Below are 15,540 nucleotides of genomic sequence, written 5' to 3'. Positions count from 1 at the left end.
AATAATAATGCTTCCTCGTCTCCCCTGCTTCCTTATATCCCCTTCCTCACCTACTCTCCTTCTCCTAATCATTCCAAAATTCTGTAGAAAGTAAGTGATGTGTTGCCGTAAATTTTCTGGCGGCAAATTTCCCAAGTGGGAATCTCTGGCGGTGTCCAACCTTGTGAAGCGTGTTCAACTGCGATTTCACCGCTAGGATCTAAAAGTTGATAGTGAGCGATCGCTTCTAGTCCTAGCTGGTACAATCCACTGGCATAAGGTGGATCAAAGTAGATTCTATCAAATTGCTTGCTTGATAAAGTCTTTAACTGCTGGCTAATATCTCCCCGTAATACTCGAAATTCTTGGTCGGTATTAGCTACCTGTTGCCAGTTTTGTTGGATGGTGGCACAGGCTCGGCTCGATTGTTCAATTCCCACTACTAGGCTGGCTCCTCTACACAAAGCCTCTGCGCCCATTGAACCAGTACCGGCGCACAAATCTAGCCAGCGACAACCTGCAATTTCTCCCTGCCAAATATTAAAGACTGCCTCTCTTACTCGTGCACTGGTGGGTCTAGTTTCTTTTCCTGGTAAAGTTTTTAGCTGACGATTACCGTAAATTCTCAGGCTCATTGGTTATTAGTCATTAGTCATTAGTCATTGGTCATTAGTCATTAGTTTTAGACAAAGGACAAAGAACAAATGACAAAAATAGTATTAGGCAGGAATTTTTTCGCGGACTTGAGCAACGAAATTAGACAGAATTTGCAATCCGATATTAGAAGATTTTTCGGGGTGAAATTGGACTGCCATCAAGTTTTCATGGGCGATCGCAGCTGTGACGGTTTGAGTACCGTGGGTGACGGTTGCTGCACGGATTTGCGGATCTATTGGGTCAACATAGTAGGAATGGACAAAATACACCCAAGGATCGGACGGTAAATGCTCCCACAAAATACTTTTTGGCTGAGTCACTTCCAGTTGATTCCAACCCATGTGAGGAATAGTGATGTCAGGTTCTGGACGAAACCGCCGCACTTTTCCTTTGATAATTCCTAGTCCTGGTTGGCTACCTTCTGCACTTGATTCAAAGAGAATTTGCAATCCTAAACAAATTCCTAAGAAAGGTTTACCAGATGCGATCGCTTCTTTAATAGGTTGTTCCAAACCACGCGCTCGCAGGTGTTGCACCGCTGGATCAAATGCTCCCACTCCTGGCAGAACTATTGCATCTGCTTGGTCTAATTCTTTTGCAGAATAAGTAACATTAGGAGTTGCCCCAGCTTTTTCCAAGCCTTTGCAGACTGAGTGCAAATTTCCCATCTCGTAGTCTACGATCGCAATTACTGGCATTTACCTGCTCCTTGTAAATTTATTATGGAGGGTTTTTCTATTCTAAATAATATTTGTTATGAAGAAAAGAATTCTATTAACTTCTTTTGATATTTGGCTTAACGATCAACTGTCGAATTCTTCTAATGATTTATTACTTGAAGTGACAAAACTTGAGTTGATACCCGATGATTTAACTTTTTTACGCCAGTTACCCGTAGATGTGCAACTTGCCAGTGCTCAGGTAATTGAACAAATCAATGCAATCCAACCTGATTACATCATCTGTTGTGGCATGGCTGCAAGTCGCACACAATTAAGTGTGGAAGCAGGTGCTAGCTGTGGAGAAAGTATTTTGCAGACAGAAGTTGATTTAGAAAATTTAGTGGCGGGAGCAGCAGGAATTGACATTAGCCACGACTGCGGAAAATTTGTCTGTGAAGGTCTTTACTATTCAGTGTTGGACTACTTAAGCCAAAACAAACTCACGGCACGTTGTATTTTTGTTCACGTTCCGGTTCTCAATCAAGAAAATTTGAGGGGGATTCTTGCAGATTTCGTATTAATTATTAACAAATTGGCACTTTCATCAAGTTGTTAATGTCTGTATGGTGAAAGAAATATCTAAGTATATGTTGCCATTGTTACTAATTTTCCCAATTGCCCAATCAACTCCTGCCACGCCACCACCTGAAGAAGTGGTGCAACCGCAAGAAGTGCGGCCTTTACCAGGTCAGTTGGATACAGTGCCAACGTTTAATAGTAATAGTCCAGAACTGGTTTTGAAAGAAGGAATTTTACTCTCCACTTTTCCACCAGATGGGAAAAAAGTGCCAACAGCGCATCTGAATTTTCCCTTCCGGGGGCGATTTGATATTTTTGCCCATCACGTTGCGAAGGCTGAACCACCAGAGAATTTGCGTAGGCGTAGCCCGTCGGAGACATCGCTCTATCTAGGAATAATTTTGCATAACCCTGGTTCGGAAGCAGTGAAGGTAAATATTTGGCAGGCCGCGAGTTATTTGAGTCAACCGGATGCACCATTTATTCAATTACCATCCTTTAGCCAAAATCTTTTAGGTAAAGTTTTTGCCGGGCCAGGCGATCGCGTTATGTCTGATGTACTTAGAGGACAGCGACAAGAGATTTTCCCTGCCCAAATTGAGATTCCACCAGGGCAAAGTCGGATGTTACTAAATTTACCAATTCCTGTGCAGGGATTGACACCACCCCTCAATGGTCGGTCTACATTGATCCGACTGCAAAGTAATGGCACTGTCTATGCAGCTAGCCTAGCCATGTTTGCACGGGTGAATCCTGATGGCGGTGAGCGATCGCCTACTTTAGAAGAGTGGCAGAATTTACTAGATAATGGTGATTTGGCTGGGCCACGGGATAAAGCGCCCACTCCCTTAGAGGAAACTGGCAAACCAAGAATTTATGGGCGTGTAGCTGGAGTGGCTAGTGGTTCACGATGGAGAGCCTTATTAGTAGATAATCCTAAAGCTAGGTATCTGACTATTCCCCAGCCTGGCCAAGTGTTTTCCTACGCTCTGAGTACCCTGCATGGCGGTACCTTAGGAACTGGTCAAATTCAAAGTGCGCCTATGCTGGTGCGCTATCCTGACACCGCATATCGCGCTCATGGCAACTATGGAATTCAATATAATCTGAAGTTGCCGCTATACAACAATACTCAAAGTCCTCAAACTGTTAGTGTATCCATACAAACGCCACTCAAGGAGGATCAGTTAGTCAAACCAGGGTTACGCTTTCTGAATACACCAGCCCCTCAAGTATTCTTCCGAGGTACAGTGCGGGTACGTTACAGAGATAACCAAAATCAGCCACAAACTCAGTTTGTGCATTTAGTACAAAAGAGAGGTCAAGCAGGGGAACCGTTAGTTTTATTAAAGATGAAACCAGGCGATCGCTCTTTAGTAGAAGTTGACTTTCTCTATCCACCGGATGCTACACCACCGCAAGTATTAACAGTTTCAACTCAAGCTGAACCTCGGTAATGAGTTATGGGTAATGGGTAATAGCTTTTCTCCAGCTACCTATTACCAAAAAATATTGGTCAACTTTGTGAAGACTACAAAAACGCCATCACCACAACCTAAAAATATTAGAGAAAATGTTAAGAAATTTAACTGGATAAAAGTGCTTTTCACCCCAAATTTGTGTATTTAGGGTGAATACTTATTCCGCTCCATGCATTGCAATAGAAATAGCAGACTATAGCGGGCAATAAAGGGACGGCATGGCAACAGATCAAAAAATCAATCAAGAAACTGAGTTAAATCCGCTCCAGCACCTGATTGGAACTCAGATTTTACTGGTAGAGGATGAGCCAGATATTGCAGATTTGCTCATCTTCATTTTGGAAGCAGCAGGTGCAGAGGTGATGGCTTTTACCGATGCAGAAGCAGCCCTTGCCTTGGTCGAATCGCTTCATCCTGATATTCTGCTGTGCAATGTGAAGTTACCCGATCATGATGGAAATTGGTTAATTGAGCAAATTCGAGTGCATTCTTGCTTATCCTTAAGACAGTTACCTGCGATCGCTATCACTTCTTATACACGGGAAGTCTCAAGTCATAAGGCTTTGAATGCTGGCTTTAATCGATTTCTAGTCAAGCTTGAGAGTCCAGATGAAATCGTAAGTGAGATTGTTCACCTCCTATCTACCGATGTTTAAATCTAACTATCCGGTTTTCATCTCGTTTTTGACACTGATTTTACCCAAAAGGCACTTGGAACGTACAGCTAGCTGTACGCTCCTAAAAAAACTCTACCTTGGAAACCATATAACCCTAAGTGGGTAGAGTGAGATGTTGGATATATCTGTTAACTTTATTGAAAACCTTTTGCTGACTTTTTTTGCCCCTTACCCTTGGGCTTAGATTTGTTAACTTCTCCTAAAGCTTCTTGAAATAAGTTGTGTAGATGTATGGGGACGCTAGCAATTTCTGGTAACTCTGGCTCAATAGGTTTGTTGAATTCTTGTAAAAGTGTATTCAAGTCACTTTCAAGCTGAAACTCTGGACGTTGCAGAACTGTTTGCAACACATTTTCTAATTTACTTGGATACTGTTGTGCTAGTCGATGCCAGATAAAAGCATTAATACTTTTATCTTCGAGGTAGTAGCGAATTAGTTTTTCCGCCCCTTGAACACTTTGCCAGTCCTCTGCTGATAAAATTGCTTGAACCTTACTGTATGTTGGTAAAAACATTTGTCCCCAACGGGGATGAGAAAGAGCTGTTACCTGTTCTGCTTTCTTGAGTTCAGGAGGCAAATCAACTTTTGGCATCACCATTTTGCTATTGCCGCTTTTGCTGTTAAACATCTGAGAGACTACATTGGAATCAGCACCAAATTCTTCTGCTGCTGCTTTGATTTCATCGTCTCCAATGCCAGCTGCTTCTGCCACTTCAGCCAGAGATTTAGAAGTATCAATTCCTGCTGCTGCAAATGTTTTTTCAGTAATTACTTCTTGAAATTCCGCTATTTTTTTATTAAGCTGGTATCCAGATAGTGTGATTTCATCAGTGCCAAAAAAGTCCACAAACTGCTGATGATATTGTCCTACTGACTGCCAAGCTTCTTCTAGCAAGTCTGGAGCATCGCTGTAAAGACTACTTTTATAATTCTCTTTGAAATTACCAATTGCTACAGCAAGTTTTGGTTTACCTAATTTACCCATTATTGTGTAGGGGCCAGAAAACATCCAGTAGCTATCGGTGACAGGAGAAATGCGAGTTAGCAAGATTTCTCCTACTTTCAACCGAGATATTGCCTGTAATGTTTGAGTATTGTTTGGCTTGACGATGTAGCATTTATCTGTCAACCAGTTCGTCAATTCAAAGCCATCGGGTAGAATATTAGTTATGGCAAATAAGCCAATAAAACTATGATGCCAACTGTTGATTAGGCTGCGATCGCTTTCTTCTAAATCTGGATGGCTTTCGATAAACAACTCTAATGGAGACTTATCACCGACTTTCCCTGCTGTCAGAAAGCTATCGATGATTAAGTCCTGCTGTGTAATATCCCCACTTCCACGGCGTGACTGTGCTGCTGCATAAGTTTCCAATGCTTTTGCCAGTTCGCCTTCAGCATCAAGGACAAAATCAACTAAGGCTTGTTTTAATTCGTGCGATCGTTCTAATATGACATCCACAAGTAAATCTCTCGGTGCAACAGATGTAGATTATAGCTCTTAAGAGAATTGCAGCATCTAGCTATTGCTAGATATATGGTGACGTGTACTTAGCGGATTTAACCGTCGAGCTTCTTTTAAACTAGATACAAGGCATCACACAAGGTCATTACAGATGGTTGCAACTCCAAATTCTAGCTATATTTCGTCAGAAGACTATCTCAAAGGAGAAGAAACCAGTCCTATCAAGTATGAATATAGACAGGGACAGGTTTATGCAATGGCAGGAGCAAGTAGTACCCATGTAATCATTAGCGGCAATCTGTTTGCTATGTTGAGAAATCATTTGCGCGGGAGTGGTTGTCAGGCTTATATCTCAGACACCAAAGCACATATTGAGTCGATTAACATCTATTACTACCCCGATGTGACGGTAAGTTGTGACCTTACTTTTGAATCCCCGTAATTGACTGATTACTAGCTCGAAAGCCAGAAACCAGAATATTGAGGATTTAAAAATATGTTTTTAGAGAGCAAAAAAAAGGCAAAAGAAGATTTTCTTTTGCCTTATTAGTTTTTATCTTTTAACAGAGACGGGAAATTTCAAGTCTTTACTCGTCATCGAAATCATCTTCGTCGTCTTCATCGTCTTCCTCGTAATCGTCGTCGTCTGCTACTTCATCAGCGATTAATTCATCTTCTTCCTCTAGAATTGACCTTTCTGCACGTCTGCTGCCAAAGCCAGATTCCCCAAGAGTAGGAGAATCTAAATTATAGGTGCGAGCTGTGCGGTCATCTAAGACCATATCGAGGGGATCATCAACTTCATCCAAGACACTACTGCTAATTTCAGCAGCATAGTCATCGATCGCACCGGGTTCATCATAGGTATTGTACCCAGTACCAGCTGGAATCAATCGCCCGATAATCACGTTTTCCTTTAAGCCGCGCAGCCAGTCGGATTTGCCTTCGATAGCTGCTTCGGTAAGTACCCGTGTTGTCTCTTGGAAGGATGCAGCGGAAATAAAGCTGTCGGTGTTCAACGATGCTTTGGTGATACCTAACAATACTGGGGTATACTGTGCCCTAGCACCGCCTGTAATTGCCATAGCTTCGTTCACCTGCTCAACTTGGCGCAGTTCTACCAATTCACCAGGAAGCATAGTGGTGTCACCACCATCATCAATCCTGACTTTGTTGGTCATCTGGCGAACAATCACTTCAATGTGCTTATCGGAAATATCAATGCCTTGAGACTGATACACCATTTGCACTTCATTCACCAAGAATGACTGTACCTTCTGCAAAGCATGGCTAGCACAAGCATAGATTCCATCTTCGGAACCCAGGCTAAAGAAGATTTCCAAAATTTCGTGGGGATTGGATGGCCCATCGGTCAACGGTTGTCCCGCTAACACAGTCGAGCCATCTGGTACAATCAAATTTTGTCCTGGGCCTAGAGGATAATCTGTGACCACGCCATTTGATTCTACGACCTTGATGGCGATCGCTTCATCACCACTCTCAGCGTAAACTACCTTAACTTCACCCGCCCGGCGACATAAAATGCAGGCTTCCTTAGGTTTACGAGCTTCAAGCAGTTCCTCAATCCGGGGCAAACCTTGAATAATATCTCCGGTTTTGGCGCGTTCAAACACCAACAACACCAAGTTATCACCCCGTTGTACTAAATCGCCATCTTCTATCTGCAACACAGCACCAGGGCTGACTCGATAAGGGCGACCGATACGGGTACTAATAACGTAGTTTTTAGTACTCAGGGCTGATTCTCCACTAGATGCAGCAGCGGCATTTTTGATATCCACTACTTGTCCCGATTCTGGGGCAAAAACTCCAGGAGCAACTTCTGCACCTTCTACTAGCAAGTCACCCACTTTCACTTTAGGCTGAGTACTAGTATTAATTGTGAGCATGTCAGTGTCGCGCAACACCAAACAGCGACGCACATTTTCGGTACCTTTTCGCACGCCCCGCACTATCCCGCCTTCTTTACACAAGATTTGGGTACGTGCTACCACAGCTCCAGGAGCGATGGAAAGCCCATCTTGTACCTCAAGTGTTGTCTGGGTGCTACCTTGGGTGGCATCAGCGGTAATATCTCGACGAATTACCAATGACTCCAAAATCACCAGCTGTAAACGCTGAACTTCTGGGTCTTCAGTATCCTGTACCAATTCAATATCTGCTGCTAGGGGCGAAGCATTGTGGTCTTGTTCCCCTTCTTGCTCGATTTCTAGTACTAGCTGGGTTCGCAATAATTCCACGCCTTCAACAGATTTGACGCGTTCCGAGTCTTTGTAAGGTAGTCGCTGCACAGCCCGCAACTGAATCGAGCGCCCGGTTTGTTGACTTACCGATGTCGTTGATGGCACATCTGGATTATCCGGTACGGCAAACTCAACTACTGGACGACTCAACAGGGCGGGGCCTTCTGGTGTCTCCACATACTGGATATAGCGCAATTCCGTGGCCACGCTGCCTTGGAATTCCTCACCTGGTTGGATGAAGGTGTTATCTCGCCCAATAACTGATTCTGGATCGTCCACCATCAGCAGTTCCCCTGGCTTCACCACCACTTCCCGCAGGATGTCGTTTTTCTGGGTGACTTCTACCACACCGCTGTTTTGGCAGAAAATATCTTTTACTACCTCGGTGCCAGCTTCCACAAACTGACCGTCTTCTACCAACAGCAAGGAGATATCTTTATTAACTTCGTGGCTTTCTTCCGGAATCCACAAAAGAGTACCGCCCTGCACGACTTCATAACCCAGCTTGGCTTTGCCTTTTTTCTGGACTTCGACACCCGCGAATTTCAGGAAACCACCAGTGGTTGTGCGATAGCGGTCATCAATTAACTCAGCTACCACTTGACCATTTTGCACTTTTGTGCCTGGTGTAGCTCGGAGGTTAAATACCTGGTTGTTGCCAGTGGAGACTAAGTAGTTATTGCGACCTTGAGAACTTTGGACTGTCACGGTTGCCTGGTCTAAGACCACAGAAGCAGTGATAATCTCAATTTCTCTGGTGCTCTTACCTGGGGTAGCTTCTGGCAAGCGCACCACACCACCATGCAAACTGGTTAACTTGGTTTCTGCTAAAACTCCATTAGAGGCGATCGCATCACCATTTTTGACAACCAATTCTGCACCAGGCGGCAAGTTGTAAACTTCCCCAGACAAAATCCAAATCAAACCACCGCGTGCGGCTGTGGTTGTGGTGTTACCCTGACGGTCGGTTTTTTGTTCTGGAACGACTTCGGCAAATTGCACTTCCCCTGCTAAGTCAGAGGCTACATCTTTAACTGCTTTTTCTGTATTAGTCCGAGTTGTGCGTCCACCAAGGGCAACCTCTGCCAACAACTGACCTTGTTTTACTTTATTTCCATCAAATACATATAGTGTTGAACCTTGGGTAAGATGAACCTCTTGGTTGTCTGGAGTAACATCACCTACTTTTGTTGGCTCCAAAAGCATGATGCCATTAGCCTCAACATAGAGGGCATCTTCCCCGTGGCGGGTACGATATGTTCTGGTCTTCAGTTTGCGGGGAAGCTTGACAGTCCCATCGATTTTAGAACGAACTTGTTGTGCCACTTCTCCAGTAAACACCCCACCTGTGTGGAATGTCCGCATGGTTAACTGAGTACCAGGTTCACCGATACTTTGGGCGGCAATAATCCCCACAGCTTCGCCCAAGTCCACCATCTTGGCGTGGGCTAAACTCCAACCGTAGCAGTGTTGACAGACAGAACGTGCAGCTTCACAAGTTAGGGGCGATCGCAGCATAACTTCTGCTACCCCAGATTTTTCAATTTTCTTCGCCAAATCCTCAGAAATTGGGGTATTTCGTGGTGCAATCACTTCTTTTGTCACCGGATGCACCACATCCTCGCCAATTACCCGTCCCATCAAGCGGGTTGCTAGAGGAATCAAGGTTTTGGCACCTTCTGTCATTGGCCCAATGGGAATTCCTCTGGTAGTGCCACAGTCAAATTCCCGAATAATTACATCCTGCGATACATCCACCAATCGGCGGGTAAGATAACCAGAGTCAGCCGTCCGTAAGGCAGTATCCACCAAACCTTTTCGGGCACCGTAAGACGAAATAATGTATTCCGTCACCGTTAATCCTTCACGGAAATTGGTTTTGATGGGCAAATCTATAATTTCCCCTTGAGGATCTGCCATCAGTCCCCGCATCCCCACCAATTGCCGGACTTGGGAGATGTTACCCCGCGCCCCGGAGAATGCCATCATATATACGGAGTTCAGGGGATTAGTCTTCTTGAAGTGGACGACTACTTCATCTTTCAAGGCTTCACTGGTACCATTCCAGGTATCGATTACCTTTTGGAAGCGTTCTACTTCGGTGATTTCTCCCCGTTGGTAACGGGTTTCAGTGGCGCGAATTTCTTCTTCGGCTGCTTCTAGGAGCAATCGCTTAGTTGGTGGCACCATCAAGTCATCCACACTGATGGAAACCCCAGCTTTGGTAGCATAGCGAAATCCCAAATCTTTGAGTTTGTCCGCCATCACTGCGGTTCGCGCCGTACCATAATGCGTAAAGGCCCAAGAAATTAAATTTCTTAGTTGACCTTTATCAACCACCCGATTGCGAAAAATCATTTTTTCAGTCATTGGTCATTAGTCCTTGGTCATTAGTCATTAGTCAATTAGTCATTTGTCATTTGTCATTAGCAAAAGACAAATGACAAATGACTAGCTTGCTAGCGCTTCCTGAATGGCATTGTTGTAAATAACGCGGCCAGGAGTTGTGTATATATACTGAGAAAGTACATTGCCTTTAGCGTCTTGTCTGACTCGGCGGAACTTATAGAGTAATGTGCGGGTACCATCCTCGTTTTCCGTCACTTTCACGGGTTCCGTGTCTGGTTGGTCTGATTCTATTTCACCGTCAAACCGCACGTAAATATAGGCGTGCAAGTCAATTTGCTCTTGCTGGAAAGCCATAATCACATCCTCTAGCGAAGAAAAGTACTTTCCTGCGCCTTTTGTCGCACCGGGATTTTCTGCTGTTAAATAATACGCCCCTAATACCATATCTTGGCTAGGCGTGATTATAGGTTTACCCGTGGCTGGTGACAAAATATTGTTAGAAGCCAACATCAGCAACCGCGCTTCAGCCTGACTTTCTAACGACAGCGGGACATGTACCGCCATTTGGTCGCCGTCAAAGTCGGCGTTAAAGGCTGGACACACCAGAGGATGCAGTTGAATCGCTCTACCTTCTACTAAAATCGGTTCAAAAGACTGAATACCCAAGCGGTGCAATGTTGGTGCCCGATTTAGCATCACAGGGTGTCCTTCAATCACCTCTTCCAACACATCCCAGACACTGGGATCATTACGAGATATCAGCTTTTTCGCGGCTTTGATGTTATTCACCATACCGCTACGAATGAGGCGGTTAATCACAAATGGTTGAAATAGCTCAATCGCCATTTCTCTAGGCAAACCACACTGGTGAATTTTCAGTTTTGGCCCGACAACAATTACAGAACGTCCAGAGTAGTCAACCCGTTTACCTAACAAGTTTTGTCGGAAACGTCCTTGCTTACCCTCAATAATGTCGGACAAAGATTTTAGGGGTCGGTTATTTGCCCCTACCACAGTGCGTCCCCGACGACCATTGTCAATCAAAGCATCTACTGCTTCTTGCAGCATCCGCTTTTCATTCCGCACAATAATCTCTGGTGCCAAAATTTCTTGCAAGCGTGCCAAACGATTGTTGCGGTTAATTACCCGCCGATACAAATCATTCAAATCGCTAGTGGCAAAGCGTCCGCCATCTAGTTGCACCATTGGGCGCAAATCGGGGGGAATCACGGGAATAACTGCCATTACCATCCACTCTGGTTTGGAACCAGTGGCGATGAAGTTGTCAATCACGCGCAGTCGCTTAATTAGCTTGGCCCGCTTTTGCCCCTTGGCGTTACCAATTTCTTCGCGTAGGCTTTCCGCTTCTTGTTCTAAATTGATGTCGGCAAGCAAGCGCAGCAATGCTTCGGCACCAATACCTACCTCTACGCCTTGCAGCTGAGAATCTTCGCTATAAATTTGGTCTTCTATTTCCAACCACTGGTCTTCACTCAGTAGTTGTTTGTAAGTTAAGGTTTCCGCATTACCTGGACTCAGGACAACATAAGAGTTGAAATAGACAATCTGCTCGACATCCCGCAAGGGCATATCTAACAGGATGGAAATATAGCTAGGAATACCTTTGAGATACCAAACGTGAGCTACTGGTGCGGCGAGTTTAATATAGCCCATCCGGTGACGACGCACCCGTGACTCGGTAACTTCTACCCCACAGCGCTCACAGACAATACCTCTGTGACGGACTCTTTTATACTTGCCACAATGGCATTCCCAATCTTTCGCGGGACCAAAGATCCGCTCACAAAATAAGCCATCCATCTCTGGCTTGAGAGTTCGGTAGTTAATTGTCTCCGGCTTGGTAACTTCACCGACTACCTGACCATTGGGCAATGTTCTCTCGCCCCACTGCCGAATGCGTTCAGGGGAAGCCAAGCCGATTTTTACGTAGTCAAACTGATTAGTTTGGGCAGGTCTCATACAAAAGTAAAAAGTAAAAAGTAAAAAGGCAAAAGTAAAGAGAAGGTCAAAAGGCAAAGTAAAAAAGAGAAATTAAAGTCAAAAGAAAAACTTTTATTCTTTTCTTCTTCTTTTGCCTTTTGCCTTTTAACTTTTGACTTGTTTATTCGTCATCTTCCAGCGATTCGCGGGAAAGAGATTCATAGGTGGGGCGAGGAGGTGTGCGACGGGCTGACTGGTCTGCCATCAAATCGACTTCCACATCTAGGGAACTGCCGTCTGCTTGGGTTTCTACCTTGTGTACGGCAATGTCTAACCCCAATGATTGCAACTCGCGCATTAGCACCTTAAAGGACTCTGGAGTTCCAGGTCTAGGAATTGCTTTACCTTTAACGATCGCATTTAACGCTTCATTCCGTCCTTGCATATCGTCAGATTTAACTGTCAGCAATTCTTGTAAGGTGTAAGCGGCACCAAAGGCTTCCAATGCCCACACTTCCATTTCCCCAAACCGCTGACCACCTTGTTGTGCTTTACCACCCAAGGGTTGCTGAGTTACCAGTGAGTATGGGCCTGTGGAACGAGCGTGGATCTTATCATCCACCAAATGCACCAGCTTCAGCATATAAGCTACACCGATGGTAATTGCTCGGTCAAAGGGTTCGCCTGTACGACCGTCATACACCATGATTTTGCCTGGATTATCTGGGTTATATACCCAGTCTTTCCCTGTTTCGTCTCGTGCTTCTTGCAATTTGCCATGCACGATTCGGCGGGATGACTCTTCCCCGTACATTTCATCAAAGGGAGTAATCTTAAATCGCACTCCCAAGGTTTGACCAGCCCAACCCAAGAGGCACTCAAATACTTGTCCGACATTCATCCGACTGGGTACGCCCAAGGGGTTAAGTACAATGTCTACTGGTGAACCATCGGGCAAATATGGCATATCTTCTGCTGGTAATATCCGAGAAATAATCCCTTTATTACCGTGGCGTCCTGCCATTTTGTCGCCAACTTGGATTTTACGTTTTTGGGCAACATACACCCGAACTACCATATTGGCTCCTGGTGGCAGTTCATCGCCTTGTTCACGAGTAAACAAGCGCACATCAACTACGCGACCTTTTTCACCGTTTGGTACTCGCAGAGAATTATCTCGCACATCCCGTGCTTTTTCACCGAAAATGGCACGCAACAGCTTTTCTTCTGGCGGTTGGTCAGATTCACCTTTAGGGGTGACTTTTCCTACCAAGATATCCCCAGCTTCTACCCATGCGCCAATGCGAATGATTCCCTGTTCATCTAACTGACGCAAAGCATCTTCCCCGACGTTGGGAATTTCTCTGGTAATTTCTTCTGGCCCTAGTTTCGTTTGTCTAGCTTCAATTTCATATTTTTCAATGTGAATTGAGGTGTAAACATCATCCTGCACCAATCTTTCAGAGATTAAAATTGCATCTTCGTAGTTGTAGCCTTCCCAAGGCATATAGGCAACGACGATATTTTGCCCTAGCGCCAATTCACCGCCTTCGGTGGAGGAGCCATCAGCCAATACCTGACCAGCAACAACACGTTCACCAATGCGGACGAGAGGTTTCTGATTTAAACAGGTGTCTTGGTTGGAACGTTGGTACTTGGAAAGAGTGTATTTAATTTCTGGGGTATTAGGTTTAGGACGGACGCGAATTTCCGTGGCATCCACATAAGTGACATCGCCATCGGTACGCGATACAATCACCATCCCGGAGTCTCTTGCTCCTTGGGCTTCCAAACCAGTACCCACCAGAGGACGCTCTGGCTTGAGCAAGGGTACTGCTTGCCGTTGCATGTTCGATCCCATCAGCGCTCGGTTAGCGTCATCATGCTCTAAGAAGGGGATCATGCTGGTCGCTACCGACACAATCTGTACTGGAGATACTGCTACGTAGTCCACCTGTTCTGGTGTTGTGGTGGAAAATTCTTGACGATAGCGGACTGGTACTTGTGACCCAATAATGTGCCCAGTTTCATCTACAGGAATATCCCCAGGAGCAACCCGTAGATCGTCTTCTTCATCGGCTGTCATGTAAGCTGGAGGCAAGTCAAATCTGACTCGTCCATTTTCTACAGGTCTAAACGGTGTTTCTAAGAATCCGTACAGGTTAACCCGCGCATGGGTTGCTAAGGAGCCAATCAATCCGGCGTTGGGGCCTTCTGGTGTCTCAATGGGGCAAATGCGTCCATAGTGACTAGGATGAATATCTCGCACAGCAAACCCAGCGCGTTCGCGGGTTAAACCACCGGGGCCAAGGGCACTCAGACGGCGTTTGTGGGTCAGTTCTGCGAGAGGATTGGTTTGATCCATGAACTGACTTAACTGGCTGGAACCAAAGAATTCTTTAATTGCTGCTACCAATGGTTTGGGGTTCACCAAGGAAGCGGGGGTTAATACTTCGGCATCGGATACGGTCATCCGTTCCCGAATAATTCTCTCTAGGCGGTTTAAGCCCACCCGCACTTGGTTTTGCAGCAATTCACCAACGCTTCTCACCCGACGGTTGCCTAAGTGATCAATGTCGTCGATATTACCAATGTCATATTCTAGGTTAATTAGGTAATCTACGGCTGCCAAAATATCGCCAGCAGTCAACACGCGCATTGTGTCTGGGACAGAAAGGCGCAATTTTTTGTTGAGCTTGTAGCGTCCGACGCGACCAAGGTCATAACGTTTCGGGTCAAAGAAACGGGAGTCTAGGAGTTGTTGTCCGCCTAAGACTGTGGGTGGTTCACCAGGACGCAGTTTCCGATATAACTCCATCAAGGCTTCTTCTTCAGAGAATTGCCCTTCTTTTTCGATGGTTTTTTGGAAATATTCGGGGTGGCGTAAGGCGTCAAAGATTTCGTTGTCTGATAACCCTAAAGCTTTTAAGAGTACCTGTGCTGATAGTTTACGGGTTTTGTCGATGCGTACCCACACCAGATCGTTACGGTCTGTTTCAAATTTCAGCCATGCCCCCCGGTTGGGAATTAAGCTAGCTGAATAAGTGCGCCGTCCGTTTTTGTCTATTTCTGATTTGTAGTAGACCCCTGGCGATCGCACTATTTGGTTGACAATTACCCGTTCGGCTCCGTTAATAATAAACGTGCCGCGATCGGTCATCAAAGGCAAGTCGCCAATGAATACCTCTTGCTCTTTGATTTCCCCGGTTTCCTTATTTATCAACCGTGTGGGAACATACATTTGGACAGCATAAGTACTATCCCGACGTTTGGCTTCTTCGACGCTATACTTTGGCTCCTTGAGTTTGTAGTTATGACCCAAAAAGTGCAGTTCTAATTTGCCCGTATAATCTGTAATAGGACTAAAGGAGTTAAGTTCTTCTATCAGCCCTTCTTCCAAAAACCAGCGAAAGCTTGATCTCTGGATTTCAATCAAGTCGGGCAACAGAAAGGCGGGTTCCATGTATGTTTCTTTAGTCATGCCT

Annotated in this window: 9 protein-coding genes and 1 pseudogene; 4 read left to right on the top strand and 6 right to left on the bottom strand. The window is 45.2% G+C overall.

Features of this window, described 5'->3' with window-relative positions; translation table 11 throughout:
- Positions 1-68 precede the first annotated feature (68 nt).
- On the bottom strand, positions 69-614 hold the full coding sequence (rsmD, locus tag RM347_RS13200) for a 16S rRNA (guanine(966)-N(2))-methyltransferase RsmD (RefSeq protein WP_322720326.1): 546 nt from the start codon (positions 612-614) through the stop codon (positions 69-71).
- An 84-nt stretch (positions 615-698) separates the two neighbouring features.
- Positions 699-1,334, bottom strand: coding sequence for an imidazole glycerol phosphate synthase subunit HisH (gene hisH / locus RM347_RS13195; protein ID WP_322720327.1), 636 nt, complete (start codon positions 1,332-1,334; stop codon positions 699-701).
- 58 nt (positions 1,335-1,392) lie between these two features.
- Between hisH and RM347_RS13190 the strand changes: the two genes are divergently transcribed.
- The 3 genes from RM347_RS13190 to RM347_RS13180 all read left to right on the top strand — a co-directional run bounded on the left by RM347_RS13190 (position 1,393) and on the right by RM347_RS13180 (position 4,014).
- Positions 1,393-1,914, top strand: a complete 522-nt coding sequence (locus tag RM347_RS13190) for a peptidase C15 (protein ID WP_322720328.1) — start codon at positions 1,393-1,395, stop codon at positions 1,912-1,914.
- 31 nt (positions 1,915-1,945) lie between these two features.
- Complete coding sequence (locus RM347_RS13185; protein WP_322720405.1) at positions 1,946-3,334, top strand: DUF3370 domain-containing protein; 1,389 nt, start codon at positions 1,946-1,948, stop codon at positions 3,332-3,334.
- Between the two features lie 242 nt (positions 3,335-3,576).
- Entirely contained in the window at positions 3,577-4,014 is a 438-nt protein-coding gene (locus RM347_RS13180; protein ID WP_322720329.1) for a response regulator, read from the top strand.
- Between the two features lie 155 nt (positions 4,015-4,169).
- Here the strand turns inward: RM347_RS13180 and RM347_RS13175 are convergent, their stop codons facing one another.
- Complete coding sequence (locus RM347_RS13175) at positions 4,170-5,498, bottom strand: hypothetical protein (RefSeq protein ID WP_322720330.1); 1,329 nt, start codon at positions 5,496-5,498, stop codon at positions 4,170-4,172.
- A 154-nt stretch (positions 5,499-5,652) separates the two neighbouring features.
- On the opposite strand from RM347_RS13175, the pseudogene RM347_RS13170 reads away from it, so the two are divergent.
- Positions 5,653-5,922, top strand: a pseudogene (locus tag RM347_RS13170) (Uma2 family endonuclease); the annotation flags it as partial.
- Positions 5,923-6,088: 166 nt separating this feature from the next.
- Here the strand turns inward: RM347_RS13170 and RM347_RS13165 are convergent.
- From RM347_RS13165 to rpoB, 3 genes are all read right to left on the bottom strand, one after another.
- Positions 6,089-10,135 (bottom strand): DNA-directed RNA polymerase subunit beta'', encoded by a 4,047-nt coding sequence (locus RM347_RS13165; protein ID WP_334769385.1) that lies wholly within the window; start codon positions 10,133-10,135, stop codon positions 6,089-6,091.
- A gap of 81 nt (positions 10,136-10,216) precedes the next feature.
- Positions 10,217-12,094: a DNA-directed RNA polymerase subunit gamma gene (locus RM347_RS13160; RefSeq protein ID WP_334817026.1), complete on the bottom strand. Its 1,878-nt coding sequence runs from the start codon at positions 12,092-12,094 to the stop codon at positions 10,217-10,219.
- Positions 12,095-12,236: 142 nt separating this feature from the next.
- Complete coding sequence (gene rpoB / locus RM347_RS13155) at positions 12,237-15,536, bottom strand: DNA-directed RNA polymerase subunit beta (protein ID WP_322720331.1); 3,300 nt, start codon at positions 15,534-15,536, stop codon at positions 12,237-12,239.
- Positions 15,537-15,540 lie beyond the last annotated feature (4 nt).

Source organism: Nostoc sp. ChiQUE02 (assembly GCF_034531305.2).
GTDB lineage: Bacteria > Cyanobacteriota > Cyanobacteriia > Cyanobacteriales > Nostocaceae > Nostoc.
The sequence above is the reverse complement of the archived record's forward strand: the minus strand, read 5'-3'. Positions and strand labels throughout refer to the sequence as shown.

Bases quoted from the DNA above. Each gene is read 5' to 3' on its own strand.
- rsmD (WP_322720326.1), bottom strand. From the start codon at position 614: ATGAGCCTGAGAATTTACGGTAATCGTCAGCTAAAAACTTTACCAGGA.
- hisH (WP_322720327.1), bottom strand. From the start codon at position 1,334: ATGCCAGTAATTGCGATCGTAGACTACGAGATGGGAAATTTGCACTCA.
- RM347_RS13190 (WP_322720328.1), top strand. From the start codon at position 1,393: ATGAAGAAAAGAATTCTATTAACTTCTTTTGATATTTGGCTTAACGAT.
- RM347_RS13185 (WP_322720405.1), top strand. From the start codon at position 1,946: ATGTTGCCATTGTTACTAATTTTCCCAATTGCCCAATCAACTCCTGCC.
- RM347_RS13180 (WP_322720329.1), top strand. From the start codon at position 3,577: ATGGCAACAGATCAAAAAATCAATCAAGAAACTGAGTTAAATCCGCTC.
- RM347_RS13165 (WP_334769385.1), bottom strand. From the start codon at position 10,135: ATGACTGAAAAAATGATTTTTCGCAATCGGGTGGTTGATAAAGGTCAA.
- RM347_RS13160 (WP_334817026.1), bottom strand. From the start codon at position 12,094: ATGAGACCTGCCCAAACTAATCAGTTTGACTACGTAAAAATCGGCTTG.
- rpoB (WP_322720331.1), bottom strand. From the start codon at position 15,536: ATGACTAAAGAAACATACATGGAACCCGCCTTTCTGTTGCCCGACTTG.